This window comes from Pelagibacterium sp. (genome assembly GCF_048264985.1).
Lineage (GTDB): Bacteria > Pseudomonadota > Alphaproteobacteria > Rhizobiales > Devosiaceae > Pelagibacterium.
The window spans coordinates 37,766-62,417 of sequence record NZ_JBLXCL010000007.1 but is presented as its reverse complement, the minus strand read 5'-3'; the positions used below and the strand labels follow the sequence as shown (position 1 = coordinate 62,417).

Here is a 24,652-nt window from a genome sequence, read left to right as displayed (position 1 = left end):
TTTGGTCGCGCTGGTGCGTGCACCCGGTTATGGAGAGGCATGAACAAAGAACACTTCCCGATTTTCCTCGTAGCGACCCCCGGCCTTGAAAACGCGCTTTGCGCTGAAGCGCACGCGTGCGGTTTTACCGACCCAAGGCCGGTGTTTGGAGGTGTGGAGTTTTTTGGGGGGTGGCGTGACGTTTGGCGTGCCAATTTTGCGCTGCGGGGCGCTGGACGTGTGCTTGTGCGAATCGCGAGTTTCCGCGTCAGCCATTTGGCACAACTCGACAAGCGCGCCAGGGCGGTGGATTGGGACGAGGTGCTGCGCAAGGATGTGCCGGTCCGGGTCGAGGCAAGTTGCCGAAAATCCAAAATCTATCATTCAGGAGCAGCGGCCGAACGCGTGGAGAAGGCCATACAACAGACGTTCGGCGCGCCAATTGAAGCTGGGGCCGCTGTGCGTGTTCTCGTGCGGATCGATAGTGATGTGTGCACAATCAGTCTTGATACATCGGGTGAAGGGCTGCACCGCCGCGGACACAAGCTTGAGGTCAACAAAGCGCCCATGCGTGAGACCATGGCGGCGCTGCTCTTGCGCGAGTGCGGATATTTAGGCACCGAGCCGGTGCTTGATCCCATGTGCGGATCGGGCACGCTGATCATCGAAGCCGCTGAAATTGCGCTCGGCCTAGAGCCGGGTCGCACGCGCTCGTTTGCATTCGAGCAGTTGGCGAATTTCGACCCCGATGAATGGGCGACGATAAAGCAACCCACGAGTAACAAGACAACTGACCTTCGGTTTTATGGCAGCGACCGGGATGGGGGTGCCGCCCGCATGAGTTTAGCCAATGCCGAACGTGCTGGGGTAAGTTCGGTCACCCGTTTTGCCCAAATCCCGATCGACAAGCTGGAGCGGCCCGAAGGGCCTTCGGGTCTGGTGATTGTCAACCCGCCATATGGTGGGCGGATTGGGGATCGCAAGAAGCTATTTCCCCTCTATGGGGCACTCGGCCAGATCCTCAAATCGCAGTTCTCCGGATGGCGCGTGGGGATGGTAACCAGCGACAAGGCATTGGCGCAGGCGACGGGACTGCCCTTCAAATCCAGTCCCAGTATCGACAACAATGGGATCCGGGTCTCCCTCTATCAGACGGACTGTCTTGGCTAATCTACCTCGCGCTCGCGGCGCTCCAATTCGCTCCACGCCCGCGTCGCCAGGCTGGTGCCGGCTTCGTGCATTGTGAGATAGACCTGATCCGCACCGGCGTGTTCGATCTTCTCGATGTGATCCTCGTAGAGCGCATGGGCGATGATCGGCCCTGCAAAGCCCAGTGCGCGTAACTGCCGTGCTGCATTGAGCTTTGCACCCACATCATCCATGGCAAGCATGACCGCCTTGAGCCCGTCCACATTGACACCGTGCCAGAAATTGGCGTCCTCGGCATCGGTCAACGCCACGTTGCGTCCGCTCGCACGCATCTGCGTCACGCGGTAATCGTCGGCATCCAGTCCGATCACGCGATCTGAATGGCTCAGAATTGCGTCGTATGCGGCAACCCCGGTTCGGCCCATGCCAAAAATCATGATTTCGGCATTGCCGAGATTGACCGGAAACTCATCGGGATGGCCGCCTGGACGTTCGAAGCGCAAAAGGAACGGCTCGAGCCGCTCGAACAGCGCGTGTGCCAACGCGTTGAGGGGCGCGGCCAGGACAAAAGACATTGAGACGGCAATAGCCAATGGAATGATCCACTCCGGCAACAGGCTGGCGGCCACGATCAGTCCGAATTCGGAATAGGCTGTGAGACTGATGGCCGTGAGAAAGGCGTTACGTGCGCGCAGACCGAAGGCGATCAAGAGAAAGAAAAACAATACGCCCTTGAGCGGCAGCAGCAGCATGAATAAGACCGCCTGCCCGAGCGCTGCCAGGTCGGGCAGGCCGGACATGCCGATCTTGAGGAAAAAGCCGACAAGGAAGACCTCCTTGAGCCCCCACAGAGATTCCGAAAGTTCGGAAGCGCGTTTGTGATTGGCAAGCAGAACGCCCATCAGCAAGGCGCCAAGTTCGGAACTGAGGCCGACGGTCTGAAATCCCATGCCTCCGACCACGAGGGCCAGCAGCATCCCCATCAAGATCAGCAATTCATCGTGTCCCGTAAGGTCAAGCAACCGATAGACGATTGGCCTCAGCAGGGGCAGCCCCAACACGATCAGCGCCCAGGGTGAAGGAATATCGCCCCCGAAACCCGACAGTACAACGAGCGCGATCAGATCCTGGATAACCAAAATGCCAATGGCCATGCGACCGTGAAAGGTTACCAGCTCACGTTTGGCCTCGAGCATCTTGGCCGATAGCACAGTGCTTGAAAAGCCCAACGCCATCGCGACGAGCATCGCGCTGTAGGCATCGAGCTGCAGGATGACAGCCAAGGCAGGCGTGAGAATTGCCGTGCTGACCGCGAAATGAACCAGAGCGGATCCGGCAACTCTCACTTGGAGCACCTGGCGCAGCTTAAGCTTCAACCCCACTGCAAAAAGCAGGAGCAATACGCCAAGATGGGAAATGTAATCGAGAATTTCGCCGGTCTCTTGGGGCAGGTTCAGCGGGTCTGACAGCCCGTAAATCGCAAATCCGGCAACAAGAAACCCTACGAGCGGAGGCAGCCCGATCTGCTTGACGAGCAGTCCGAAGAAAAATGCGGAACTGATAGATATGACTTCGAACACGCAGCCTTTGCCTTAAAACCGAGTCGCCTTCCGCCATAAACTTCGGGGGCATCACCGATTTCGTCAATCACCATCATTGATCTGCCCGTTACCATCGGCGGTTGGCAGCATCGGACGGCTTGCCCGGATGGGGACAAAGCAGTTGCACTGCCAGGCTCGAAATGATTTACGGCAGGCAGAAATGGCCGCTCCGGGTGGGGCGGCTTTCTTGTTGCTAAGGTTGGCCTCCAATGATCCGTCTTGAAAGTATCGGCAAGCAGAACGGGAAACAGATCGTTTTCATCGAAGCTTCGGCAGCGCTGCAGAAGGGCGAAAAGATTGGCCTGGTCGGCCCGAACGGTGCTGGCAAGACGACGCTTTTTCGTATGATTACAGGCGAGGAAGCGCCCGATGAGGGGCAGGTGTCTGTCGATCGGGGCACGAGCATTGGGTATTTTTCCCAGGATGTGGGCGAAATGGCTGGCCGGTCGGTCGTGGCTGAAACCATGGACGGGGCAGGGCCGGTGGCGGCACTGATTGCCGAGATGCGCCAGCTTGAAGCCGATATGGGCAATCCTGAGAAGGCCGATAAGATGGACGCCATCATCGCGCGCTATGGGGAGGTGACCGAACAGTTCGAAGAACTCGATGGGTATGCCCTGGATGGGCGCTCCCGCGAAGTGCTTGATGGTCTGGGGTTTAGCCAGGCGATGATGGATGGTGATGTCGGTGCGCTGTCGGGCGGCTGGAAGATGCGCGTGGCGCTGGCCAAGATTCTGTTGGCGCGGCCCGATGTGCTGCTGCTTGACGAACCGTCGAACCACCTCGATCTCGAAAGCCTGATCTGGCTCGAAGATTTCCTGAAAAACTTCGGCGGCGCCTTGTTGATGACCTCGCACGATCGGGCGTTTATGAACCGCGTGGTCAACAAGATCATCGAGATCGATGGCGGCAACCTGACCTCTTATACGGGCGATTATGAGTTCTATCAGGCCCAGCGAGCCATCGCCGACAAGAACCAGCAGGCTCAGTTCGAGCGCCAGCAAGCGATGCTGGCCAAGGAAATCCAGTTCATCGAACGGTTCAAGGCGCGGGCGTCGCACGCGGCACAGGTGCAGAGCCGGGTGAAAAAACTCGACAAGATCGACAGGGTCGAGCCGCCCAAGCGCGCGCAGAAGGTGGTGTTTGAGTTCCGTCCAGCCCCGCGCTCAGGCGAGGATGTGGCTGTGCTCAAGGGCGTTGCCAAGACTTATGGCGACAAGACCATTTATGACGGACTCGACTTCCATGTGCGGCGCAAGGAGCGTTGGGCCATCATGGGGGTGAATGGGGCAGGCAAATCGACACTTCTCAAGCTGGTGACCGGAGCGGCCGAGCCGGATACGGGTTCGGTGGCGAGGGGGCCGTCGGTCAAGATGGCTTATTTCGCCCAGCATGCAATGGATGTTCTGGACGGGGACAAATCGATTTTCGACATGTTGCAAAGCGAGTTTCCCCAGGCCGGGCAAGCATCATTGCGGGCGCTGGCCGGGTGTTTCGGGTTTTCCGGCGATGATGTAGAAAAAAAATGTCGCGTGCTGTCGGGCGGGGAAAAGGCGCGGCTGGTGATGGCCATGATGCTGTTCGATCCGCCCAATTTCCTTGTGCTGGACGAGCCGACCAACCACCTCGATATCGCTACCAAGGAAATGTTGATCGAGGCGCTGGCCAATTACGAGGGGACGATGCTGTTCGTTTCGCATGACCGGCATTTTCTGGCCGAGTTGTCTAACCGGGTGCTCGAGGTTTCGCCCGACGGTGTGCGGGCCTTTGGCGGGGGCTATCGCGAGTATGTGGAAAGCACGGGACAGGAAGCGCCGGGGTTAAGGCACTAAGACCGTCTTTCGTTGGTAGTGTAAACTAGCTATAGGGGTCGTTGACGATCCGCTATTTGAATATAGGGAGCTGCCATGGAAGCCAACCCACATCCTTTGCAGGCGGATCGGCTCCGGGCGCTCTATTCCTACGAGGTCCTCGACACCGATCGGGAAAAGGATTTCGACGATATCGTGGAATTGGCGTCGGCTGTTTGCGGTACGGCGATATCGGTGGTCAATCTGATCGATGTCGATCGGCAATGGTTTAAGGCCGAGGCCGGCCTGGGCGTGCGTGAAACCCCGCTGGCCACCTCGATCTGCTCACACGCCATTTTGGAAAACGAGTTCGTCGAAATCCACGATACGCTGGCTGATCCACGGATGCAGGACAATCCGTTGTGTACAGGCGAGCAAGGACTGCGGTTTTATGCCGGTGCATTGCTTATGACCCAGGATGGACTGCCACTGGGGACATTGTGCGTGCTCGATTACCGGCCAAAGAGCCTGACCTCGTTGCAACGGGACACCTTGCGGGTCCTGGCGCGGCAGGTCATGGCGCAGCTCGAAATGCGCAAAGCGCTCAAGGCGACAACGCTTTTGCGCCAGGAGGTCGATCATCGGGTTAAAAATTCTCTGCAATCGCTTTCGTCCTATGTCAGGCTGCTATCGCGCGCTGCGCGAAGTGAGGAGACACGCGACGCTCTGACGGCGACCGGCAACCGGATTTCCGCAGTGGCTACGCTACACGAGCAGCTCTATCTTGCCGATGCAGGGCCGACGGTGGCGCTGGACCGTTATGTTGTCAGCCTTTGCGACCATCTTTCTACCGGTGCAGCCGAAGGAATCGTTTTGGACGTCGCCGTCATGCCAGTGACCGTGGGGTCGCGTCAGGCGGTGGCTGTCGGGACGCTGATCAACGAATTCGTCGCCAATTCCTACAAGCACGCCTTTCCTGGTGGCAGAAAGGGCATCGTTTCGATTGGCATGCGAGCGGAAGCAGACGGGCTGGTGCATGTCACCTGCCGTGACAACGGGGTTGGGTTGGTCGATGATGTCGAAACCCGACCGGGCGGATTGGGTATGCAGATCGCAAAGGTGATCTGTGCCGAGTTGCAATGCGATCTGGTGTTCGAGCCAGCCAAACAGGGCGTGGCGCTCAAAATCGCGTTTGCGGCTGAATAGTTCCACGGCACCTGAGGGCATAAGGGTTTGCCCGGCGGCGATATCGTCTCGGTTTGCTGACTTTTAGGGTGGTGCTTCCGAACCGGAGAACCGGTTCTCATTTTCTGGAGGCGCTCCAGAGAGACGGCGTGTGGCGATGAACGCTTCACCAGGGCCTGCCGGATTGATTAGGGCGCTCATTGGGCTCAACGTTTTGACGATGGCGTTATGGGCGTCCTGGTCATTTGTGCTCGCCATCCCCTCCGTGCTCTACCTTTGGAATGCATAGCAAACCCAGCCGCCGCCTGACTGCACGCGTCGTCTGGATTCATGAAATCGGGTCCGTCGTTCTCAGCCCCTTGCCAACCGCCCCCATCATCCTCTATACGGGCTGCGGGCCATCCCTCCCCAACGAGGGACGCCCATCTGTAAGGATGGAGCAACATGACAGATATTTCTGCCGCCACCGAAGTGGCGAAGCCGGCAGTGCGTCCGGACAATCCCAATTTTTCGTCAGGTCCTTGTGCCAAGCGTCCCGGGTGGACGGTTGAGGCGCTTGCCGGTGCGCTGGTGGGGCGATCTCACCGGGCCAAGCCGGCCAAAGCGCGGATCAAGCGCGCCATCGACCTGACGCGCGAGCTTTTGGAAGTCCCTGAAGACTATCTGATCGGCATCGTGCCGGCATCCGATACCGGTGCCGTCGAAATGGCGCTGTGGGGCATGCTGGGCGCGCGCGGCGTCGACATGCTGACCTGGGAATCGTTTGGGGCCGGCTGGGTCACCGACGTTCAAAAGCAACTCAAGCTCGACGATGTGCGGGTTCTCAAGGCCGAATATGGCGAATTGCCCGAGCTGTCCGAAGTCGATTTTTCCCGTGACGTTGTGTTCACCTGGAACGGGACGACTTCTGGCGTGCGCGTTCCTAACGGGGACTGGATCCCGGCGGACCGTGAAGGGCTGACAATTTGCGATGCCACCTCGGCGGCGTTTGCCCAAAACCTCGATTTCTCCAAGCTCGATGTCGTGACGTTTTCCTGGCAGAAGGCGCTGGGCGGGGAAGCGGCGCACGGGATCTTGATCCTTTCGCCGCGCGCCGTTGAGCGGCTGGAGACCTTTACACCGGCCAACCGGCCGATGCCCAAAATCTTTCGGCTGACCAAGGGCGGCAAGCTGATGGGCGACGTCTTTGAAGGCGCAACCATCAACACTGTATCGATGATCTGCATCGAGGACGCTGTGGACGCCATGGAATGGGGCCTCAAGGAAGGCGGGCTCAAAGCTTTACAGGCCCGTGCCGACGCCAATGAAAAGGCGATTGCCGACTGGGTCGCAAAAACCGACTGGGTTGATTTCCTCGCTACCGACCCCAAGGTGCGCTCGAACACGTCCGTGTGCCTGAAAATCGTCGATCCTGAGGTAACGGCGCTGTCCGACGACGCGCAGGCCAAACTCGCCAAGGCGGTTGTCTCCCGGCTCGACAAGGAAGCCGTCGCCTACGACATCGGTGGCTATCGCGATGCGCCTACCGGGTTCCGCATCTGGTGCGGATCGACTGTGGAAACCAGCGACCTTGCGCAACTCACCCCATGGCTCGATTGGGCATTCGCCGAGGAAAAGAAGGCGGCCCTGGCTTAAGGGCGGATCGGACGGGGGCGGCGACATGGCAGGCGAGAAACTCCGCAGCTTTGTCGCCGATACGCTGGCCTTGGTGATGTTCTTCACCATCGTCAGTGGGCTCAACGAACGGTTCATTGCCGGCATGAGTTGGTCCGAGGTTGCGCTGTCGCGCTCGATCGGTGCGCCGCTCATGGTGATTACGGCCCGGCCCTATGGCTATTGGCGGGACTGGTTTTTGAAACGAACCGGTCCCGGCTCGCACGGCCTCACCCTGATCATGGATTCAATTGCGTTGCTGGCGTTCCAGGTGCCGATCTACGTGATCATCATATTTGCAAGCGGGGCCAGGGGTATGGGGGTCGTCACCGGAACCCTTGGGTTCGCAGGCCTGATGCTGATCCTGGGGAGGCCGTATGGGCTGTGGCTCGAATTCGTCCGTGGACGCTTCGGGCTGGCCGGACCGGGGCAAAAGCCAATGTCGCTGGGCAGCTGAACAGAACATTCCGGACGCTGGACGGCCGGACTTCATTACATTTTTTGGACCCCGCGGGGCCGGACACATAAGGACAAACAATATGGCCAAAGTACTCGTTTCCGACAAGATCAGCCCGGCGGCGATCGAGATTTTCAAAGCCAACGGGGTGGAAGTCGACTATCTTCCCGATGTCGGCAAGGACAAGGAAAAGCTGGCCGAAATCATCGGGCAGTATGACGGTCTTGCCATCCGTTCGGCGACCAAGGTGACCGACAAGATCCTGGCCAATGCCACAAATCTCAAGGTTATCGGACGCGCCGGGATCGGCGTGGACAATGTCGATATTCCTGCTGCTACCGGCAAGGGTGTTATCGTCATGAACACCCCGTTCGGCAATTCGATCACCACTGCCGAGCATGCGATTTCCATGATGCTGGCGCTGGCGCGTCAGATCCCGGAAGCAGATGCGTCGACACGGGCGTCGAAGTGGGAAAAGAACCGCTTCATGGGCGTCGAAGTGACCAACAAGGTGCTGGGTCTGATCGGGGCGGGCAATATCGGCTCGATCGTTGCCGACCGCGCCCAGGGGCTGAAAATGAAGGTTATCGCTTTCGATCCGTTTCTCACCCCAGAGCGCGCAGTGGATCTGGGTGTTGAAAAGGTCGAGCTGGACGATCTGCTGGCACGGGCCGATTTCATCACGCTCCATACCCCGTTGATCGATGCGACACGCAACATTATTTCAGCGGAAGCCATCGCCAAGATGAAGGACGGCGTGCGGATCATCAACTGCGCGCGTGGCGGGCTGATCGATGAAGCGGCGCTCAAAGACGCGCTCGAAGCTGGAAAAGTTGCCGGCGCGGCGCTCGACGTGTTTCTCGAAGAGCCGGCCAAGGAAAACCCGCTGTTTGGCGTCGCCAATGTGATCTGCACTCCACATCTTGGCGCTTCGACGTCCGAGGCGCAGGAAAATGTTGCGCTTCAGGTGGCCGAGCAGATTTCCGCATATCTCAATACCGGCGAAGTCATCAACGCGCTGAATTTCCCATCGATTTCGGCCGAAGAAGCGCCAAAGTTGACGCCGTTCGTGAAACTGGCGGAACTGTTGGGATCGTTTGCCGGGCAATTGACCGAAACAGGCATCAAGGCGATCCGCGTTGAATTCGAAGGCGACGTCTCCGCCCTCAACACAAAGCCGATGGTGGCTGCGCTGCTTAACGGTGTGCTCAAGCCGCTGCTGGGCGAAGTGAACATGGTCTCTGCGCCTGCGCTGGCCAGGGATCGTGGCATTGCAGTTGAAACAGTCAATCGCGAACAGGTTGGCGCTTACGACAACCTCATCCGCCTTACTGTGGTGACCGAGCGCCAGGAACGTAGCGTTGCCGGTACTGTATACGGCACCAAGGCGCCGCGGATTGTCGAGATCAAAGGCATCACGCTCGAAGCCGAAGTGACCCCGCACATGCTCTACATCACCAATGAAGACAAGCCTGGCTTTATCGGGCGGCTTGGCACGCTTTTGGGTCAGCTGGCAATCAACATCGCCAACTTCAACCTCGGCCGGGTCGAGCAGGGCAAGGATGCAATCGCGCTTCTGGCCATCGACAGCGAATTGACCGATGCCCAGCTTGGCGAAATCTCGAACCTCGAGGGCGTTGTGCAGGCCAAGCGGCTTGTGTTCGCCGTCTGAGGCTCGTGCTTTGAAAATTACGAAGGGGCGGCAGTGATGCCGCCCCTTTTTTATTGCGGTTTCAAGATGTCGCGCAGATTGCGACGGGCTGCATATTCGGCAAGCGCGATGCCGGCGACAATTAAGACAGCTGCGATCATATGGTAGACATCAAGGCTCTCGCCGAGCACCAGCAGCGCAAGCAGCGCTCCAAAGACGGGGATTAGATTGATGAACAGACTCGCTCTATTGGGGCCGATCAACTCGACGCCGCGGGCATAGGTCATTTGCGCGACGATGGATGGCAGGATGGCCACATAGATGACAATGGCCCAGCCGCGCCAGCTCATTGCTGCAACCTCGCTGACCAAGCCGACAGGACCCGAGCCGAACAGCGACTGATACAACAGGGCGGCCAGCGCTGCGAAAAAACTTGTGGCCGCGATAAAGCTCAACCATCCGATGCGCGGCTTGTAGCGCAGCATCAGAGAATGCACTGCGTAGAATATTGCAGCGAGCAACATCATGGCATCGCCGATGTTTACGTCCAGCCCGACAAGGCGGAGCACATTGCCGTGGGTCGCGACGTGCATGACGCCATAAATGGTGAGTACGACACCGGCAATGTGGAGCGCCGAGGCGCGGACGCGGAAGATTGCAAAATTGCCGATCATCACAAGCACGGGGATGGCGGCCTGGATCATGGCAACGTTGACTGCCGCCGTGTGGGTCGTGGCCGCGTAGAGCAGTACGTTAAAGCTGGTGAAGCCCAAGGCGCCATAAAGCGCCAGCCAGCCCCATCCACGCCGGATTTCGCGCCACTCGCGCAGCAACCCGTTCCAGGCGAAGGGCAAGACGATGAGAAAGGCAACCAGCCAGCGCATCACCGAGAGGGCGTAGGGATCGAGTTCGCCAATTGCCAGTTTTCCTGCAATGATGTTGGCGCCCCAGAACAGGGCGGACAAGATCAAAAGCAGGTAAGGTTGGCTCATCAGTCGCGCGAGTGGATTGGCCGGGTGCGCTGGCGTTGGTGGGGACTTTGTCATAACGGGCCTTGTACTTTATAGAACCCGGACTTATCAGCGTTTTGACTTGCGGTGAAACAGAGATTTTTCACTTGCGGTTCCCGGTCAGGATGACAGGGGCGTGGCGCTCACGAAAAGGAATATGGCGTAAATGGCGAATGTTGTGGTGGTCGGCTCGCAATGGGGCGACGAAGGCAAGGGCAAGATTGTTGACTGGCTTTCCGAGCGCGCTGACGTTGTTGTGCGCTATCAGGGTGGACACAATGCCGGTCATACACTCGTCATCGACGGCGTCAGCTACAAGCTGTCGCTTCTGCCATCGGGCCTTGTGAGGGGTAAGTTTTCGGTTATCGGCAATGGTGTCGTGGTCGATCCGCATCATTTCGTTGCCGAGGTTGAAAAGATTGCGGCCCAAGGCATATCGGTGACCCCCGAGGTCCTGCGCATCGCCGAAAACGCGCCGCTGATCCTTTCGCTGCACCGCGAACTCGATGCACTGCGCGAGGATTCCAATTCCGGCCTCAAGATCGGTACTACGCGCCGCGGCATCGGGCCGGCTTATGAAGACAAGGTTGGCCGCCGGGCCATCCGCGTTTGCGACCTGGCCGAACCTGAGACGCTGATGGACAAGATCGAGCGCCTTCTGACCCATCACAATGCGTTACGGCGCGGTATCGGGGCCGCAGAGGTTTCCGCCCGGGCCATTCACGACGAGTTGATGGCGGTGGCTGACAAGATCCTGCCGTTCATGGACCGCGTCTGGGATCTGCTCGACGAACGCCGCAAGCGCGGAGAGCGCATTTTGTTCGAGGGTGCTCAGGGCGCGTTGCTTGACAATGACCACGGCACCTATCCGTTCGTTACCTCCTCAAACACTGTTGCCGGACAGGCGGCGCCGGGCTCAGGGTTGGGGCCGGCAGCCATCGACTATGTGCTGGGCATTACCAAGGCCTACACCACACGTGTGGGCGAGGGGCCATTCCCGACCGAGCAGGATAACGAGATTGGCCAGTTCCTTGGAGAGAAGGGACATGAGTTCGGCGTCGTCACCGGGCGCAAGCGCCGGTGTGGCTGGTTCGATGCCGTTATTGTACGCCAGACTGTTCGCACTTCGGGCATTCACGGCATTGCGCTGACCAAACTTGACGTACTGGACGGAATGGATGAAATCCGGGTCTGCGTTGGATATGAGCTTGATGGGCAGAAAATTGATTATCTGCCTGCCTCAATGGGGGCACAAAGTCGAGTCAAGCCAATTTATGAATCTATGGATGGCTGGAAAGAAACGACGGCTGGGGCCCGGAGCTGGGCCGAATTGCCCGCTCAGGCTATCAAATATGTGCGCCGTATCGAGGAGCTGATCGGCGCAAGTGTGGCCATGCTTTCGACAAGTCCTGAACGTGAAGACACGATTTTGGTTCAGGACCCGTTTCAAGATTGAACTTTCTTGTTTAGAAACAACGTTGACTAATGCCGGCAACAAGTGATGTTGAGTAGATATGGCCGACTATCGTGAACTCCTGCGCAAGGCGATTGATGCCCTGCCCGACAATACCGGGGCAAATCGCCGGGCGGTTTACGAAAAGGCGCGCAGTGCTTTGGTGGCCCAGTTGCGCGCCATCGATCCGCCTCTTCCAGCGCGAGAGATCACCACTCATCGGCTAAATCTCGAAGACTGTATCCGCGAAGTTGAGCACGAAGCGACCGAACGGCTTTTGGGACGGTTCAAGGCTGTTGAAGAAACAGCACCCGAGCCGGAGCCGGACAATGCGGCGGTTGTTGACGAATCCGTTGATGAACCGGTCGCAGCTTATGACGCGATCGATGATGGTCCTTACGTCGATGAACCCGAACCTCTTGCGGAGCCTGGTCCTGTCGAAGACGAGGCGTTCGTTTCTCAACCCGACGGTGATTTCGCACCGGAGCCTGCGACTCCGGAAGCCGCTGAGCCCGAAGTGGAGGCGACCGAGCGTGAGCGGTCCAGCGACGAGCAGAATGAAGCAAGCGATGACGATGAACTTTCGCATCCGCCGTCTTCGGTGTTTGTGTCGTCTGACGATCATGCGCCCGCGCAACAAGATGACATCAGCGCTGCCAATTTCGAGCCGGACGCCGCCTCCGAACCTGAAACTGATAAGCGGCGGCTAGGCTCGATCGAGGATATAATTGCTTCGGCAGAGCAGGCAGCGAGCGTCTCTGACGCTTATGAGACTGCACCGGAAGTCGAGCCGGATGACGAAGTTGTTGTTCCGTTTGTGGCTGAGCCTGAGAACGATAAATCCTCCGAACCCGAGGAAAAACACTTCATAGTCTCCGAGGTCGACGGGCAACCCCGCAGCGGCATGCCGTTGGTCGATATCCACGGTCGTCCGTTGAGCGAGGCGCACAATGCGCCGGTCGCATCCGAACCCGCCATGTCGAGTGTTCGTGAAGTTGAACTTGAGCCCGGTATTCTGGCAGGGCCCGAGGTGTCGGACGCGCAGGTAGCAATCGACAGGGCCATTGCTGCTCTTGATCGGGAAGCCCGCGGCGAAGCGACAGGTGGCGATGAGCCGGAACAATCAGCTGCAGTCGAAGACCAGCCCACCGCTGCGACCGAAGGTGAAGGCAAAACCCGGCGCGGGTTTGGCGCCTTCACGATTTTCCTTCTGATTTCCGTGCTGCTGCTTGGCGGTGGTGGACTGGCCGGCTATTTCGCCTGGCGCGAGGGTTTCATCGATCTCAACGCAGTCTTTGCGCAGAACCAGACGGCTGAAACGACTGAAGTTGCAGAGACCGAAATACCCGAGGATCTCTCTGCTACCGTACCGTCTTCGGAGGTGCCTGAAGCCGTCAATACGACACCTGACGTGCCAGGCACCGATGGTGAGGTTAACGGCGCGACGATGCCGGGCGAAGAGCTTCCGTTTACCGAAACCGAGACCCCTTCGACCATCCCTGGAGAGCCTGAGGCGACGTTCGAAGACCGACTGCCAGCCGAGGCAGGTACGCCGGCCAGCCCCGATGGGGACAACGAGGACCAACCCGGCATAACCATTACTACCGATGGTCCGCAATCGCTGCTGCTTGAAGAGCAGGCTGGCGGTGCTGCAGGCGCGGTGCCCTATACGGGCAGCGTAGAGTGGTCACGCGGGACCGACGAGCTTGGTAACCCCACGATCAATGCCGAAGTATCTATCCCCGCTCGCAATCTGGACGTCGATGTTCTTTTGCGTCGCAACGCTGATGGCAATTTGCCAGCCAGCCACCTCATGGAAGTCAACTTCACAGTTGCCGAGAGTTTTGTCGGCGGCTCTATTGCCAACCTTCCCGGTGTGCTGCTCAAGAATGAAGAGCTTGTGCAGGGGCAGCCTCTGACCGGCGCGTCGGCGAGGATTGTGGGCAATTCGTTCCTGTTCGCGCTGTCGAGTGCAAGTGATCTCGATGTCGAAAACAATCTCAATCTACTCGAGAACCGCGACTGGATCGATCTAGCCATGGTCTATGGCACCGGCCGGCGCGCCATTCTCACGCTTGAAAAGGGTGAAGACGGCGCAGCTATTTTCGATGAGGTTCTGGCCGCTTGGGCAGAGCTTGACGCCGCGGCGGCGGACGAGGCTGCTGCCGGCGTTTAAGTGCCATGACCGGTCCGATAAATTCGGGCCGGCTCTTTGTCCGTTCTCAAGCACCGGAGAATTGGTTGTCTGTCAGCCGGTTCCGGCGCATTTCAGCGCTTGAGCACAGTGCGTCCACCATCGATCACGTAAGTGCGATCGGCCAGCGCCTCAATGTCCTCGGCTTGATGGGAAACGACGATGGCGTGCCAGTGATTGGTGCGGACCATTTTGCCAACAAGTTCGCGGATAGGCTTCGCTGTTTGGCTGTCCAGGCCGGTGAAAGGTTCGTCCAAAAGCAGAACCGGCCGATTGCGAAGCAGAGTACGAGCCAAAGCGACACGCTGCTTCTGGCCCCCCGACAGCTGAGCGGCGCGCCGTGTCGCCATTTGGGCCAGGCCCATGTCTTGGAGAGCCTTGTCTACCCTTTCGTCGCTGGGCTTGGTCGCGCTGCCAAGCCCAAGAGCGACATTGGCGCCGGTGGACAGATGATCGAACAGATTGTCGGACTGGAAAAGGATCGAGACCGGGCGGTCTTCGGGCGGCATGCCCAGCACCGTGCGGCCGTTGAGCTGTATTTCGCCGGACGTGGGGATAAGGAAGCCGGCTACAAGGTCAAAGAGGGTCGACTTTCCGGCCCCGGATGGCCCCACAAGCCCGGCGATTTCTCCTGGCTTTATGCTCATGTCAAAGACAAAGCCGCTTTGAGCGCCCGGGTATTTGAACGCAAGACTGTCAATTTCGAGCATCGGTCAGCTTTTCAAACAATTTGGGGATGAGGATGAACGCGGCAATGCTCACTATTAGGAGTATAGCCGCAATGGCTTGGGCATCATTGGTTCGATAGGCGCCAAGCGCGCGATACATCAGCCATGGCAGTGTTGAGAACTCAGACGTGCCGAATAGCGATATGACGGCAAGATCGCCGAGCGAAAAGACAAAAGCGACCGCCAACGCATAACCGATCGGGCGTCCAAGCAGCGGCCATTCGATCCGGCTCCATTGCCTGAACGATGTGATCCCGAGTGCGCGGATCACGCGATGATGGCGCAGCGTCAGGGCCTCTAGCGGAGGGGCAAGGGTGGCAAAGACGAAGGGTAGGGCCAAAAGTGCGTTGGCCAGGACCAGAACGACTGGTGCGACCAAACTTGGTGCCAGCCCTGTCTGGCGTGCCAGTAGGAAAAAACCAAGCGAGAGGACGACGGCTGGCACGGCGAGATAGGCAAAGACCGGCAGACCGAGTAGGCCGCGCCATAGCGAGCCCTTTTCCTGCAATGCACGTGACATGCCCAGCGCAAGCCCCAGAGAGACGGCGAGAAGGGCGCTGAGCGTGCCGATGACCAGACTGGTTATCGCAGCGCGCCAGAAGACTGTTTGAGCAAGAACGTTTGAAATCGCATAAAACCCTTCGCCCAATACCGCGATCAAGGGGGCAAGAAATCCTGCAAGCAGGACCGTGAGCACGATTTGCTGGATGGCTCTCAGCCATGGCCGTTCCGGCCAATGGATATGGTTTGGCGAGCCAAACAGACCCGCTGCCGGGGAAAGCGTTGAGGCGGGGATGATAATTGCCGCACAGACGACAAGTTGCACGATGGCGAGGTTTACGGCTGCCCCCAGGTCAAAATCGAGCCGTACAGCCTGATAGATCGCGACCTCAAGAGTTTGGTTGGCGGGACCGCCGCCAAGGGTCAGAACTATGGGAAAACTTGTGAAGCACAAAAGAAAGATCGTGGCCGATATCCCCGGGATAGATGCAGCAAGCGCGGGGAAATCGATGATCGTGAACCGCCGCAAAGGACCAAGCCCAAGGCTGCGTCCGAGCTTGAGCTTTTCGGCGGGTATGGCGGCGAGTCTATCGATGAATATCCGTGCCGAAAACGCTCCGTTGAGGACCACATGTGCAGCAATGATGCCACCGAGCCCGAAGATCGATGACCCGGTTTCCAACCCGAATGGGGCGAGCAGGAAATTGACCCAGCCATTGCGACCCCAGATGGAGAGCAAGCCGGATACGACAACGAGCGAGGGCATGACCAGCGCTGTCGATAACAATCCGATCACGACGCCGCGCCCTGTAAACCGCAGTCTGTCGAGCGTCCATGCCAAAGCCATGCCGGCAAGGATCGACAGAACCGTCGAAAGCGCAGCCTGTCTGGCTGAGGACACCAGGAGAAACCAGATGTCGGTACGCGACGATCCAGTGGTCGGAAAGCGCTGCCCCGCGATCCATAGCGAGAACAAGAGGGTAGCGATCAAAATGGCGACAATTGCAGCGACCGATGCCCCGACATAACGGCGGCCGGGACGCCAGGTGGAGGGTATCCCGGCCAATTTTTCTTACCTCAGCGTGGAGAACGCTTCTTCGATCCAGGCCCGAGTGTTGGCGGTCACCTCGTCGGCGTCAAGCAGAAGCGCTGGCTGGGGATCGATCATTTCGCCAAAGCCGGGGTTGAGCCCGCCCTGAGGTTCGAGAACCGGATACATCCAGTTGGTTTCTGGCAGTGGAGCCTGCCCTTCGGGCGTCACGAGATAAGCAAGAAAATCGCGCGCCAGATCCTGGTTGGGGCTGGATGCGAGAATCCCGGCAACTTCGATCTGGGTGTAGTGGCCGGCATCGAATTTGGCAGCCTGGTATCGATCCTCATCCTCGGCAATGAGATGATAGGCGGGCGACGTTGTGTAAGAGAGGACCATGTCGGCCTCACCCGAAAGGAACAAATCGTAAGACTCCGACCAGCCGGTCGTGACCGTCAGGACATGGGGGGAAAGGCCATCCCAGATTTCGATTGCGTCATCGCCATAGAGCGCCTTGATCCACAGGATCAGGCCGAGCCCCGGTGTGGATGAGCGCGGGTCCTGGATGACGATCTTGAAGTCCTCGGGCAGCGCGATCAGTTCTTCGAAGCTGACGGGGGGCCTTGCAAGCGACTGCGTGTCATACACAAAAGCGAAATAGCCGTAATCGAAGGGGACGAAGACCTTGTCGGTCCATTCAAGCGGAATTTCGAACGTGGGCAGATCAAGCTGATGCTCGGTGAAAAGCCCAGTGGCCATGCCTTCGCCGATTGTTGCGGTATCAAGTCCGAGAATGATGTCGGCCTGGGTCGTATCGCCTTCGAGCTGGGCGCGGCGTAAGGCAGATATTGAATCGTCGGCGGAAATGAAATTGAGCGTGCAGCCGCACTGGGCCTCAAAGCCCTCCTTGAGCGCAGGGCCAGGGCCCCAATCGGCGGCAAACGCATCGTAGGTGTAGACTGTGAGGGTGGAAGTGTCCTGGGCGATGGCCGGGAGCGAAAGCGCTCCGAGCACAACCGCGCACAGGCTCGTCCTTACGGAAGCGATCATGAGTTTCCTCATTTTTTGGGCGTGCAAAATTTACGGTTTTGCTGGCGCCGAGCCAAGATTGCGGTCATGGATGAGGGGAAAGGCTTCAAATGGCAGGGGGATTTCTGGCCCTTGCCATCTCGAACTTCCTCCGCCAGCATGACCTGGTTCAGGTTCAATGGGTTTTTCTCAGCCTATCCTTTCGGACAGACACCCCAGCGAGACGAGGCGACAGTATAGGCGTGCTAGATTCAGTGCAAGGCGGCGCAAGTAGAATCGGGCTGCCGATGGTGTTCGACGGGCCGCTGCTGATCGTGGGCGGTGGCGATGTCGATCCCGAAATGCTTGCCGCACTGGCGGACATGGCTGTTGCACTGGTGGGCGCCGACAGCGGCGGCGATGTTCTCGTTGCGGCGGGGTTGGTGCCGGACGCCGTGATCGGAGATATGGATTCGGTCACCGACACTGCGCGGTTTCCATCAACAACCAGGGTTTTGGACCTGCCCGAGCAGGATACCACCGACTTTGAAAAATGCCTGTACTCAACTCTGGCGCCCGTAACGTTGGCGCTGGGAATGACGGGCGGTCGGTTCGACCATACGCTGGCGGCGCTGCATGCCGTGACAGTGCATGCAAGTGAGCGACGGATCGTTTTGGTCGATGGACATGATCTGGCTGTTGGGGTCGCCGGGTCGATCCGGATCAAGGTCGGTGCAGGGGAAAGAGTGTCGATCTATCCGCTTGGCCGGACCTCGTTTTCCGGCTCCAAGGGACTGCTTTATCGTCTCGACGGGCTTGAGATGGTTCAGGGGCAAACGATTGGCACCTCGAATCGGGCGGTCGAAGATATTGTCGAGATCGAAGTGGCACCAGGGGCGCAAGACCCCTGGCTACTAATTTTGGACAAACGGCTGTTGGACGCTGTGGTCTAGCCGGGTGGCTAGTGCGTTGCAGCAGCGGCGTCCTTGACGGCGTCCTGAACCTTTTCAAAGGCCCGAACTTCGATCTGGCGGATCCGTTCGCGCGAGACGTCGTATTCCTGGGCAAGTTCCTCAAGTGTCGAGGGGCTTTCTTGCAGCCGACGCGCCTTAAAGATCGCCTTCTCGCGATCGTTGAGGACTTCCATGGCACCTTCGAGAAGGCCCATGCGTTCATCATATTCCTGGCTTTGGCCAAGAATTTCTTCTTGATCGGGCACATCGTCGATCAGCCAGTCCTGCCATTGGCTGGTGCCCTCGTCGGCGCGCATAGGCGCATTGAGCGAGGCATCGCCGGTCAGGCGCTGGTTCATCGACACCACATCATCCTCGGTCACCTTGAGGGTGGTTGCGATCTGTTTGATCTGGTCGGGGTGAAGATTGCCGTCATCGAGCGCTGCAATCTGGCCTTTGAGACGGCGCAGGTTGAAGAACAAGCGCTTCTGGGCGGCAGTCGTGCCGATCTTGACCAAAGACCAGGAGCGCAAAACATACTCCTGAATTGATGCTCTGATCCACCACATGGCGTAGGTTGCCAGACGGAATCCTTTATCGGGCTCGAAGCGTTTTACAGCCTGCATGAGACCGACATTGCCTTCCGAGATGACTTCGGAAATCGGCAACCCATAGCCGCGATAACCCATGGCAATCTTGGCCACGAGGCGCAGGTGAGACGTGATGAGCTTTTGGGCCGCCTGGGGATCTGAATGCTCCTTGTAACGCTTGGCGAGCATAAATTCCTCGTCAGGGTGGAGCATTGGAAACTTGCGGATTTCCTGCAAATAGCGATTTAGCCCGCTTTCGGAGCTAAGAACAGGAAGATTGGACTGGGCCATTTCTAGCACCCCTCTCGTAAACCCCCGGATAGCTCCGGCGGGTTGCTCTCGGCATCGACGCCCGTTGCGGCACGTTTGCCGAGATAATCTTTGTGAATATAGGTCTGAATTGGGCGATTACACCCCTGTTCCACGAAAACAAGGTATTCGCGGACTGCATAGTTCTCGACGCGGTTTCATGCAGTCAACGAATAGACGGCAAGTTTTGTTGCGAGGTTGGCAAGCTCTTGGGGCAACGGGCTCTCGAACTGGAGGGTTTGGCCGGTAACGGGATGGGCAAAACCCAGAGTGGATGCATGGAGGGCCTGCCGATCAAGGCTGTTGATAGCAACTTTGACGGCCTCGGGCATCTTGTTGATCTTTGTCGAGAACGCTGATCCGTACACGCCATCCCCAATCAGGGGGTGGCCAACATGTGTCATGTGGACGCGGATTTGATGTGTGCGACCGGTTTCGAGTTTGCATCTGACCTGGGCGACAGACCATTTTTCGTCACTGAACCGGCCTTCCACACGGAAATGTGTAATCGCATCACGTCCCTCCCGCGGCTGAACCGATTGCTTTAGCCGATTGTGAGGATCGCGCCCGATCATCGTTTCGATTGTGCCGACCAGCGGGTTTGGTATGCCCCAAACGAATGCCGTGTAAGCCCGCTCCAATGGCCCAGTGCGGCCATGGTCGGCGAACTGGGCGGCAAGCCCGTTATGGGTTTGCTCGGTCTTGGCGACAACCATGACCCCTGACGTGTCCTTGTCGAGCCTGTGAACAATGCCCGGACGTTTGACTCCGCCAATGCCGCGCAGACTGTCGCCGCAATGGTGGATGAGTGCATTGACCAGCGTTCCATCCTCATTGCCCGGCGCAGGGTGGACGACCAAGCCTGCGGGCTTGTCGATGACGATAAGGTAATCGTCCTCGAACAGGATGTTGAGCGCTATGTCCTGAGGCTGTGGTTCGGCATCAACGGGCTCGGGGGCCGCGAGAGTTATGGACTCGCCGGTCCGGACGCGATACTTGGGCACATCGCTGGTCGTCCCATCCACACTGACCGCGCCCGCAAGAATCAAGTCCTTGATGCGGTTGCGCGAAAACAGAGGAAAACGGGCCGCCAGAAATGCATCGAGCCGCGTCCCGGCCTCGCTCTCGAGGACGATGGCGTTGTGCCTATCCTGTTGGAGCTCATTCGCTGTCATGACCGATCCTCAAGCCAATTTCGTCAAGGACGAGCCCCTTAGCCCTGAGGCCGAGGCGGTAATGGCAAAAGCCCGCCGGCGCGCCGGACTGTCCATGCTCGTCATGATGGTTGGGTTTATGGCCGTTGTGTTGGTCGTTGTCTATCGTCTGGCCACCATGGGTGGCGGTGTCGCCGAGCAATACGCGCTTGAAGCGATTGCTTTACCCGAGGGCGCACAGGTCATATCCACCCAGGTTCAGGATGGTTTGGTGACTGTCTCCTATGACGCCCAGACCGGTCAGGCGATCCGCATTTTCGATGGCGCGAGCGGCCAATTGATGCGGGAAATCGCAGTGACTGCCGAGTAAACCCGTTTCTATGGACGGTTCGGCAATTGTAAAATTGTCAGCAATCTGGCACGGCGACACTTAGCCCGCCAAGAGAGGTTTCCTTGTAGCGCTCGTCCATGTCCTTGCCAGTCTGGCGCATGGTTTCGATACAGGCATCGAGCGGCACGATATGGCTGCCATCGCCCTGCATGGCCAAGGAGGCTGCCGCGACTGCCTTGACCGCACCGAGGCCGTTGCGCTCGATGCAGGGCACCTGAACCAACCCCCTTATGGGATCGCAGGTCATGCCCAGATGATGCTCGAGCGCGATTTCGGCAGCGTTTTCGATCTGGGCGTTGGTTCCGCCAAGTGCCGAACATAGCGCGGCTGCGGCCATGGCCGAAGCCGAGCCAACTTCGCCCTGGCAGCCAACCTCGGCGCCCGAGATTGACGCGTTGTATTTGATGAGCCCGCCAATGGCCGCGCCGACAAGCAGCATTTCAGGGATTTTTTCGCGCGTGGAGCCGGGGACGTGGGCCAGGTAATAGCGCAGAACAGCAGGAAAGACCCCAGCGGCGCCGTTGGTGGGAGCCGTTACCACCTGACCACCTGCCGCGTTCTCTTCATTGACCGCCATGGCGTATGCCGAGAGCCAATCGATTGCCGAATGAAGCGGCATGTCGTTGGCACCGGCCTTGCCGGAAAGATTCTCGAAAATGGCGCGTGCGCGGCGTTTGACCTTGAGGCCGCCTGGTAACTCGCCGGTGGCGGCCAGACCGCGGGTAATGCAAGCATCCATGACATCCCAGATGCCGATGAGACGCTGAGAAAACGCTTTGCCGTCAAGACGCGCGCATTCATTGAGGCGCTTCATTTCGGCAATCGAAAGATTTGCGGCCCTGCCCATAGAAAGCATCTGGTCGGCATTGGCGAACGGGAAGGGGACATCGTCAGCAGGGGTCGCCGGCATGTCTCCAGCTTCGATCTCGGCGAGTGTTTTGACAAAACCGCCACCAATCGAGAAATAGGTTTCTTCAGCAAGAACCGCGTCGTTTGCACCGACAAGCCGGAAACGCATGCCGTTGGGGTGCGTGTCGAGACGGGTCTTGCGATCGATGATAAGGTCGGCTTCAGGATCGAGGCCCACTATCAGCCCGTCGGTGGGTTCAATAGTCTTGCGAACCGCCAGGTCGGCGAGCGCCCTTTCGACCGCAGCGCGATCATAGGTTTCAGGTTCAAATCCCAGGCATCCAGCGAGAACAGCGGCGTTTGTACCATGGCCGACACCTGTGAAGGCCAATGAGCCATAGAGTGTGATTTGGAGGCGCACGCTGCCGTGGGGTTCTGCGGCGCGAACGGTGTCGAGAAACCGTGCAGCGGCCAGCATTGGGCCCATAGTATGGGATGATGATGGGCCGACACTGATTTTGAACACGTCAAATACAGAGACGAACATGCTTGGCCATTCCTCCAAGAGCAGCTTCGCTTTTCCCGAGGCGCTCAAATAGCTTTCAGTGCAAAGTCTTGTCACCATTTGCGAACCGGGAAATTACTTTCCTCTTGTCCGACGGATGCGTCAGATCGAGCGGCTCATTGTTGATTGAGGGAATAGAAAAATATTGCGTTCGTCAAGCTGATCGGGCCCGGTTGTTGCGCCGCTTCTAGCTATGATAGGTCGAATCTAGCGATTTTGACGCCTTCTGGCGCCAAATCGTTTCAAATAGCGAACGAAAATTATCGCCTGATAATTTGTCGAGCCTGACAAGGACTAAGGATGGTCGCGGTAATGATCGGTGACGAAAAACAGTTCAGGGTCGAATTCGATCAGGACGTCGCGCTCATCGATCGAGGGCGGCTGTAGCGCTAGGATGCTGGGCTTGCATTCGCGCAGCAGGAATTTCACGCCGACCTTGTCGAAGGCCGTGCCATAGCTTGTGGATCGAACGAACCCGGGGAAGGTGGACGCAATTGCGAAGACGTCATTGAAATCTATGACGTCAACGCTGGTTAGCGGCGGTAGCGCAGGCGTCCGATTTCATCAAATTCGGCCTGTTCGCGCTTCTGTTGCTCATCTTTTTCGCGCTGATGTTCGCGTGCGTCGAGCAGCTCGACCTTTTTCAGGTCTTCGATCGCTTCAGCCAAATCGTCTTGGGCGGCTTCGAGCTTGCCCTTCATATCGCCAGCCGATGTCAGAAGATTGTCCCGGCGGGTGATGGCGGCCTTGGCGAAGGTCGAATATGCAAAATGGGCAATATCGGAGATGCCGGTCTTTTTGTGCTCGATATCGATCTGTTGGTCGAGCTCGGCAGCCATGCGCTCGAAATCGGCGACCATGGTCTCGATCTGGAGGACCTGGCGACGCTTGTCGTCGACCTGAAACTTCTTGAGTCGGATCAGACTCGCGCTCTTGGACTTCATGACTTGTACTCCTTACTCATCAAGCCGAGTCGCCCGCAACCGCCGTTCCCAGAATCGTTGCCAGCAAATTGTAGCCGTCAGCGATATTGGTCCGCTCTTCCGAACGCTGGCTCAAAAACGCCTCCAGCGCCGGGTTGAGCGCGATGGCGCGGTCAACCTTGGGATCCGATCCTTTCCGGTAAGCCCCCAGCCGGATCAGTTCCTCCATGTCGGCGAAAACCGACATCAATTCGCGCGCCCTGGTCAGAGTCGGCCGGAAATCTTCCGGCACGCATCCTGGCATGGTGCGCGAGACTGAGCGAAGAACATTGACGGCAGGATAGCGTCCCCGTTCGGCAATGGATCGCTCCATCACAATGTGACCATCAAGAATGCCGCGAACGGCGTCCGCAATGGGCTCATTGTGATCGTCACCTTCCACCAAAACGGTAAATAGACCGGTAACAGAGCCCGAATTAACCAGTCCGGGGCCGGCTCTTTCGAGCAAGCGCGGCAACTCGGTGAAGACTGTGGGTGGATACCCCTTTGCCGTGGGTGGTTCGCCCGTTGCCAGGCCGATCTCGCGCTGTGCCATGGCAAAGCGTGTCAGGCTGTCCATCATGCACAGGACGCGTTTGCCCTGATCGCGGAAATATTCGGCAAGAGTGACTGTCAGGTATGCCGCCTGGCGACGCATGAGCGCCGATTCATCGGAGGTGGCAACCACGACGATGGCTTTCTTCATGCCTTCTTCGCCAAGCTGCTCGGTGATGAACTCCTGAACCTCACGGCCACGCTCGCCGATCAGCCCGATGATTGAAATGTCCACATCGGTATTGCGGGCGAGCATGCTCATGAGTACCGACTTGCCGACGCCCGAGCCGGCAAAGATGCCCATGCGCTGACCGTCGCAACATGTGGTAAATGTATTGAGACAGCGAACACCAAGGTCGATGGGCCCGCCGACGCGCGCGCGCTCGTGGGCGGGTAGTGGAAGATTGCGGAGTGGATAGGGAGCAGTGCCGCGCATCAGCGGCTTGCCGCCGTCAATCGGTTTGGCCTCGGCGTTGATAACACGGCCGAGCCAGCCGTGATCAGGGTATACGGCGCCGTCGTGGCCGGCAAAGACCGCCTTGCAGCCCAACCTCACCCCTTCGACGGGGCCAAAGGGGAGGCAAAGCGCAAGGCCATCGCGAAAACCGATGATCTCGCAGGCGAGACTGGAGCCATTCTGGGTCTCGATGGTCACCCGGCCGCCAACCCGCAGTTCACGCACGGGACCTACGACTTCGATCAAAAGCCCCTGAACGGTTTTGACCCGCCCGAAAACTTCAATCTCATCTATAGCTTCAATGTCGGAGATCAGTGACTGCACTGTGGCGTCTCCAGTGGCTATGATTCGCACCCAGAATTGGCCACATTGGTAACTCATCCTTAATGTTATGGCGATATTGGCGAAAGTTGAGCAAATTTTTTCGCGACGCCTCTGCGCGCGACTGCTTTCCCCATTCAGACCCGGTTCAATGAGT

General features: G+C 58.4%; 21 protein-coding genes and 1 riboswitch. Of the genes, 10 read left to right on the top strand and 11 right to left on the bottom strand.

What is annotated here, in order from left to right; translation table 11 throughout:
• Positions 1–39: 39 nt before the first annotated feature.
• Positions 40–1,149, top strand: a complete 1,110-nt coding sequence (locus ACN0TA_RS15375; protein ID WP_417584509.1) for a THUMP domain-containing class I SAM-dependent RNA methyltransferase — start codon at positions 40–42, stop codon at positions 1,147–1,149.
• On the opposite strand, the gene ACN0TA_RS15370 is transcribed toward ACN0TA_RS15375, so the two are convergent.
• Complete coding sequence (locus ACN0TA_RS15370; RefSeq protein WP_417584507.1) at positions 1,146–2,708, bottom strand: cation:proton antiporter; 1,563 nt, start codon at positions 2,706–2,708, stop codon at positions 1,146–1,148. The genes ACN0TA_RS15375 and ACN0TA_RS15370 overlap by 4 nt on opposite strands.
• A gap of 230 nt (positions 2,709–2,938) precedes the next feature.
• Between ACN0TA_RS15370 and ACN0TA_RS15365 the strand changes: the two genes are divergently transcribed.
• The 5 genes from ACN0TA_RS15365 (at position 2,939) to serA (ending at position 9,486) form a co-directional block, all read left to right on the top strand.
• Complete coding sequence (locus ACN0TA_RS15365; protein ID WP_417584505.1) at positions 2,939–4,561, top strand: ABC-F family ATP-binding cassette domain-containing protein; 1,623 nt, start codon at positions 2,939–2,941, stop codon at positions 4,559–4,561.
• A gap of 75 nt (positions 4,562–4,636) precedes the next feature.
• Entirely contained in the window at positions 4,637–5,725 is a 1,089-nt protein-coding gene (locus ACN0TA_RS15360) for a sensor histidine kinase (protein WP_417584503.1), read from the top strand.
• 423 nt (positions 5,726–6,148) lie between these two features.
• Positions 6,149–7,339, top strand: coding sequence for a phosphoserine transaminase (locus tag ACN0TA_RS15355; RefSeq protein ID WP_417584501.1), 1,191 nt, complete (start codon positions 6,149–6,151; stop codon positions 7,337–7,339).
• Between the two features lie 25 nt (positions 7,340–7,364).
• Positions 7,365–7,814, top strand: a complete 450-nt coding sequence (alaE, locus tag ACN0TA_RS15350) for an L-alanine exporter AlaE (RefSeq protein WP_417584499.1) — start codon at positions 7,365–7,367, stop codon at positions 7,812–7,814.
• A gap of 82 nt (positions 7,815–7,896) precedes the next feature.
• The gene (serA, locus tag ACN0TA_RS15345) at positions 7,897–9,486 is read left to right on the top strand and encodes a phosphoglycerate dehydrogenase (RefSeq protein WP_417584497.1); all 1,590 of its coding nucleotides are present in this window, start codon (positions 7,897–7,899) and stop codon (positions 9,484–9,486) included.
• Positions 9,487–9,536: 50 nt separating this feature from the next.
• Here the strand turns inward: serA and ACN0TA_RS15340 are convergent, their stop codons facing one another.
• Positions 9,537–10,511: a DMT family transporter gene (locus ACN0TA_RS15340; RefSeq protein ID WP_417584495.1), complete on the bottom strand. Its 975-nt coding sequence runs from the start codon at positions 10,509–10,511 to the stop codon at positions 9,537–9,539.
• Positions 10,512–10,641: 130 nt separating this feature from the next.
• Between ACN0TA_RS15340 and ACN0TA_RS15335 the strand changes: the two genes are divergently transcribed.
• Together ACN0TA_RS15335 and ACN0TA_RS15330 are read left to right on the top strand one after the other, a co-directional pair.
• On the top strand, positions 10,642–11,931 hold the full coding sequence (locus ACN0TA_RS15335) for an adenylosuccinate synthase (RefSeq protein ID WP_417584493.1): 1,290 nt from the start codon (positions 10,642–10,644) through the stop codon (positions 11,929–11,931).
• 58 nt (positions 11,932–11,989) lie between these two features.
• Positions 11,990–14,104, top strand: coding sequence for a hypothetical protein (locus ACN0TA_RS15330; RefSeq protein WP_417584491.1), 2,115 nt, complete (start codon positions 11,990–11,992; stop codon positions 14,102–14,104).
• A 92-nt stretch (positions 14,105–14,196) separates the two neighbouring features.
• On the opposite strand, the gene ACN0TA_RS15325 is transcribed toward ACN0TA_RS15330, so the two are convergent.
• The 3 genes from ACN0TA_RS15325 to thiB are packed head-to-tail and all read right to left on the bottom strand — an operon-like array spanning position 14,197 to position 17,443.
• Positions 14,197–14,832 carry an ATP-binding cassette domain-containing protein gene (locus ACN0TA_RS15325; RefSeq protein WP_417584489.1) on the bottom strand — a complete coding sequence of 212 codons (636 nt, stop codon included), beginning with the start codon at positions 14,830–14,832 and terminating at the stop codon, positions 14,197–14,199.
• Complete coding sequence (locus ACN0TA_RS15320) at positions 14,819–16,417, bottom strand: hypothetical protein (protein ID WP_417584487.1); 1,599 nt, start codon at positions 16,415–16,417, stop codon at positions 14,819–14,821. Before ACN0TA_RS15320 ends, ACN0TA_RS15325 begins: the two co-directional genes overlap by 14 nt.
• A 6-nt stretch (positions 16,418–16,423) precedes the next feature.
• The gene (gene thiB, locus ACN0TA_RS15315; RefSeq protein ID WP_417584485.1) at positions 16,424–17,443 is read right to left on the bottom strand and encodes a thiamine ABC transporter substrate binding subunit; all 1,020 of its coding nucleotides are present in this window, start codon (positions 17,441–17,443) and stop codon (positions 16,424–16,426) included.
• A 96-nt stretch (positions 17,444–17,539) separates the two neighbouring features.
• Positions 17,540–17,638: riboswitch (TPP riboswitch) on the bottom strand.
• Between the two features lie 59 nt (positions 17,639–17,697).
• Here thiB and ACN0TA_RS15310 point away from each other — a divergent pair.
• Entirely contained in the window at positions 17,698–18,342 is a 645-nt protein-coding gene (locus tag ACN0TA_RS15310; protein ID WP_417584483.1) for a thiamine diphosphokinase, read from the top strand.
• Between the two features lie 8 nt (positions 18,343–18,350).
• Here the strand turns inward: ACN0TA_RS15310 and rpoH are convergent, their stop codons facing one another.
• Positions 18,351–19,223 carry an RNA polymerase sigma factor RpoH gene (rpoH, locus tag ACN0TA_RS15305; protein ID WP_417584481.1) on the bottom strand — a complete coding sequence of 291 codons (873 nt, stop codon included), beginning with the start codon at positions 19,221–19,223 and terminating at the stop codon, positions 18,351–18,353.
• 176 nt (positions 19,224–19,399) lie between these two features.
• On the bottom strand, positions 19,400–20,416 hold the full coding sequence (locus ACN0TA_RS15300; RefSeq protein WP_417584479.1) for an RluA family pseudouridine synthase: 1,017 nt from the start codon (positions 20,414–20,416) through the stop codon (positions 19,400–19,402).
• On the opposite strand from ACN0TA_RS15300, the gene ACN0TA_RS15295 reads away from it, so the two are divergent.
• Complete coding sequence (locus ACN0TA_RS15295; RefSeq protein WP_417584477.1) at positions 20,415–20,765, top strand: DUF6476 family protein; 351 nt, start codon at positions 20,415–20,417, stop codon at positions 20,763–20,765. The genes ACN0TA_RS15300 and ACN0TA_RS15295 overlap by 2 nt on opposite strands.
• Positions 20,766–20,802: 37 nt before the next feature.
• On the opposite strand, the gene ACN0TA_RS15290 is transcribed toward ACN0TA_RS15295, so the two are convergent.
• From ACN0TA_RS15290 to fliI, 4 genes are all read right to left on the bottom strand, one after another.
• Positions 20,803–22,182, bottom strand: a complete 1,380-nt coding sequence (locus ACN0TA_RS15290) for an L-serine ammonia-lyase (protein WP_417584475.1) — start codon at positions 22,180–22,182, stop codon at positions 20,803–20,805.
• Positions 22,183–22,494: 312 nt separating this feature from the next.
• Positions 22,495–22,629, bottom strand: a complete 135-nt coding sequence (locus ACN0TA_RS15285) for a hypothetical protein (RefSeq protein WP_417584473.1) — start codon at positions 22,627–22,629, stop codon at positions 22,495–22,497.
• 104 nt (positions 22,630–22,733) lie between these two features.
• Positions 22,734–23,144, bottom strand: coding sequence for a flagellar export protein FliJ (fliJ, locus tag ACN0TA_RS15280; protein ID WP_417584471.1), 411 nt, complete (start codon positions 23,142–23,144; stop codon positions 22,734–22,736).
• 19 nt (positions 23,145–23,163) lie between these two features.
• The gene (gene fliI, locus ACN0TA_RS15275; protein WP_417584469.1) at positions 23,164–24,498 is read right to left on the bottom strand and encodes a flagellar protein export ATPase FliI; all 1,335 of its coding nucleotides are present in this window, start codon (positions 24,496–24,498) and stop codon (positions 23,164–23,166) included.
• Positions 24,499–24,652: the final 154 nt, after the last annotated feature.

Bases quoted from the DNA above. Each gene is read 5' to 3' on its own strand.
- ACN0TA_RS15375 (WP_417584509.1), top strand. From the start codon at position 40: ATGAACAAAGAACACTTCCCGATTTTCCTCGTAGCGACCCCCGGCCTT.
- ACN0TA_RS15365 (WP_417584505.1), top strand. From the start codon at position 2,939: ATGATCCGTCTTGAAAGTATCGGCAAGCAGAACGGGAAACAGATCGTT.
- ACN0TA_RS15360 (WP_417584503.1), top strand. From the start codon at position 4,637: ATGGAAGCCAACCCACATCCTTTGCAGGCGGATCGGCTCCGGGCGCTC.
- ACN0TA_RS15355 (WP_417584501.1), top strand. From the start codon at position 6,149: ATGACAGATATTTCTGCCGCCACCGAAGTGGCGAAGCCGGCAGTGCGT.
- alaE (WP_417584499.1), top strand. From the start codon at position 7,365: ATGGCAGGCGAGAAACTCCGCAGCTTTGTCGCCGATACGCTGGCCTTG.
- serA (WP_417584497.1), top strand. From the start codon at position 7,897: ATGGCCAAAGTACTCGTTTCCGACAAGATCAGCCCGGCGGCGATCGAG.
- ACN0TA_RS15340 (WP_417584495.1), bottom strand. From the start codon at position 10,511: ATGACAAAGTCCCCACCAACGCCAGCGCACCCGGCCAATCCACTCGCG.
- ACN0TA_RS15335 (WP_417584493.1), top strand. From the start codon at position 10,642: ATGGCGAATGTTGTGGTGGTCGGCTCGCAATGGGGCGACGAAGGCAAG.
- ACN0TA_RS15330 (WP_417584491.1), top strand. From the start codon at position 11,990: ATGGCCGACTATCGTGAACTCCTGCGCAAGGCGATTGATGCCCTGCCC.
- ACN0TA_RS15325 (WP_417584489.1), bottom strand. From the start codon at position 14,832: ATGCTCGAAATTGACAGTCTTGCGTTCAAATACCCGGGCGCTCAAAGC.
- thiB (WP_417584485.1), bottom strand. From the start codon at position 17,443: ATGAGGAAACTCATGATCGCTTCCGTAAGGACGAGCCTGTGCGCGGTT.
- ACN0TA_RS15310 (WP_417584483.1), top strand. From the start codon at position 17,698: ATGGTGTTCGACGGGCCGCTGCTGATCGTGGGCGGTGGCGATGTCGAT.
- rpoH (WP_417584481.1), bottom strand. From the start codon at position 19,223: ATGGCCCAGTCCAATCTTCCTGTTCTTAGCTCCGAAAGCGGGCTAAAT.
- ACN0TA_RS15295 (WP_417584477.1), top strand. From the start codon at position 20,415: ATGACCGATCCTCAAGCCAATTTCGTCAAGGACGAGCCCCTTAGCCCT.
- ACN0TA_RS15300 (WP_417584479.1), bottom strand. From the start codon at position 20,416: ATGACAGCGAATGAGCTCCAACAGGATAGGCACAACGCCATCGTCCTC.
- ACN0TA_RS15290 (WP_417584475.1), bottom strand. From the start codon at position 22,182: ATGTTCGTCTCTGTATTTGACGTGTTCAAAATCAGTGTCGGCCCATCA.
- fliJ (WP_417584471.1), bottom strand. From the start codon at position 23,144: ATGAAGTCCAAGAGCGCGAGTCTGATCCGACTCAAGAAGTTTCAGGTC.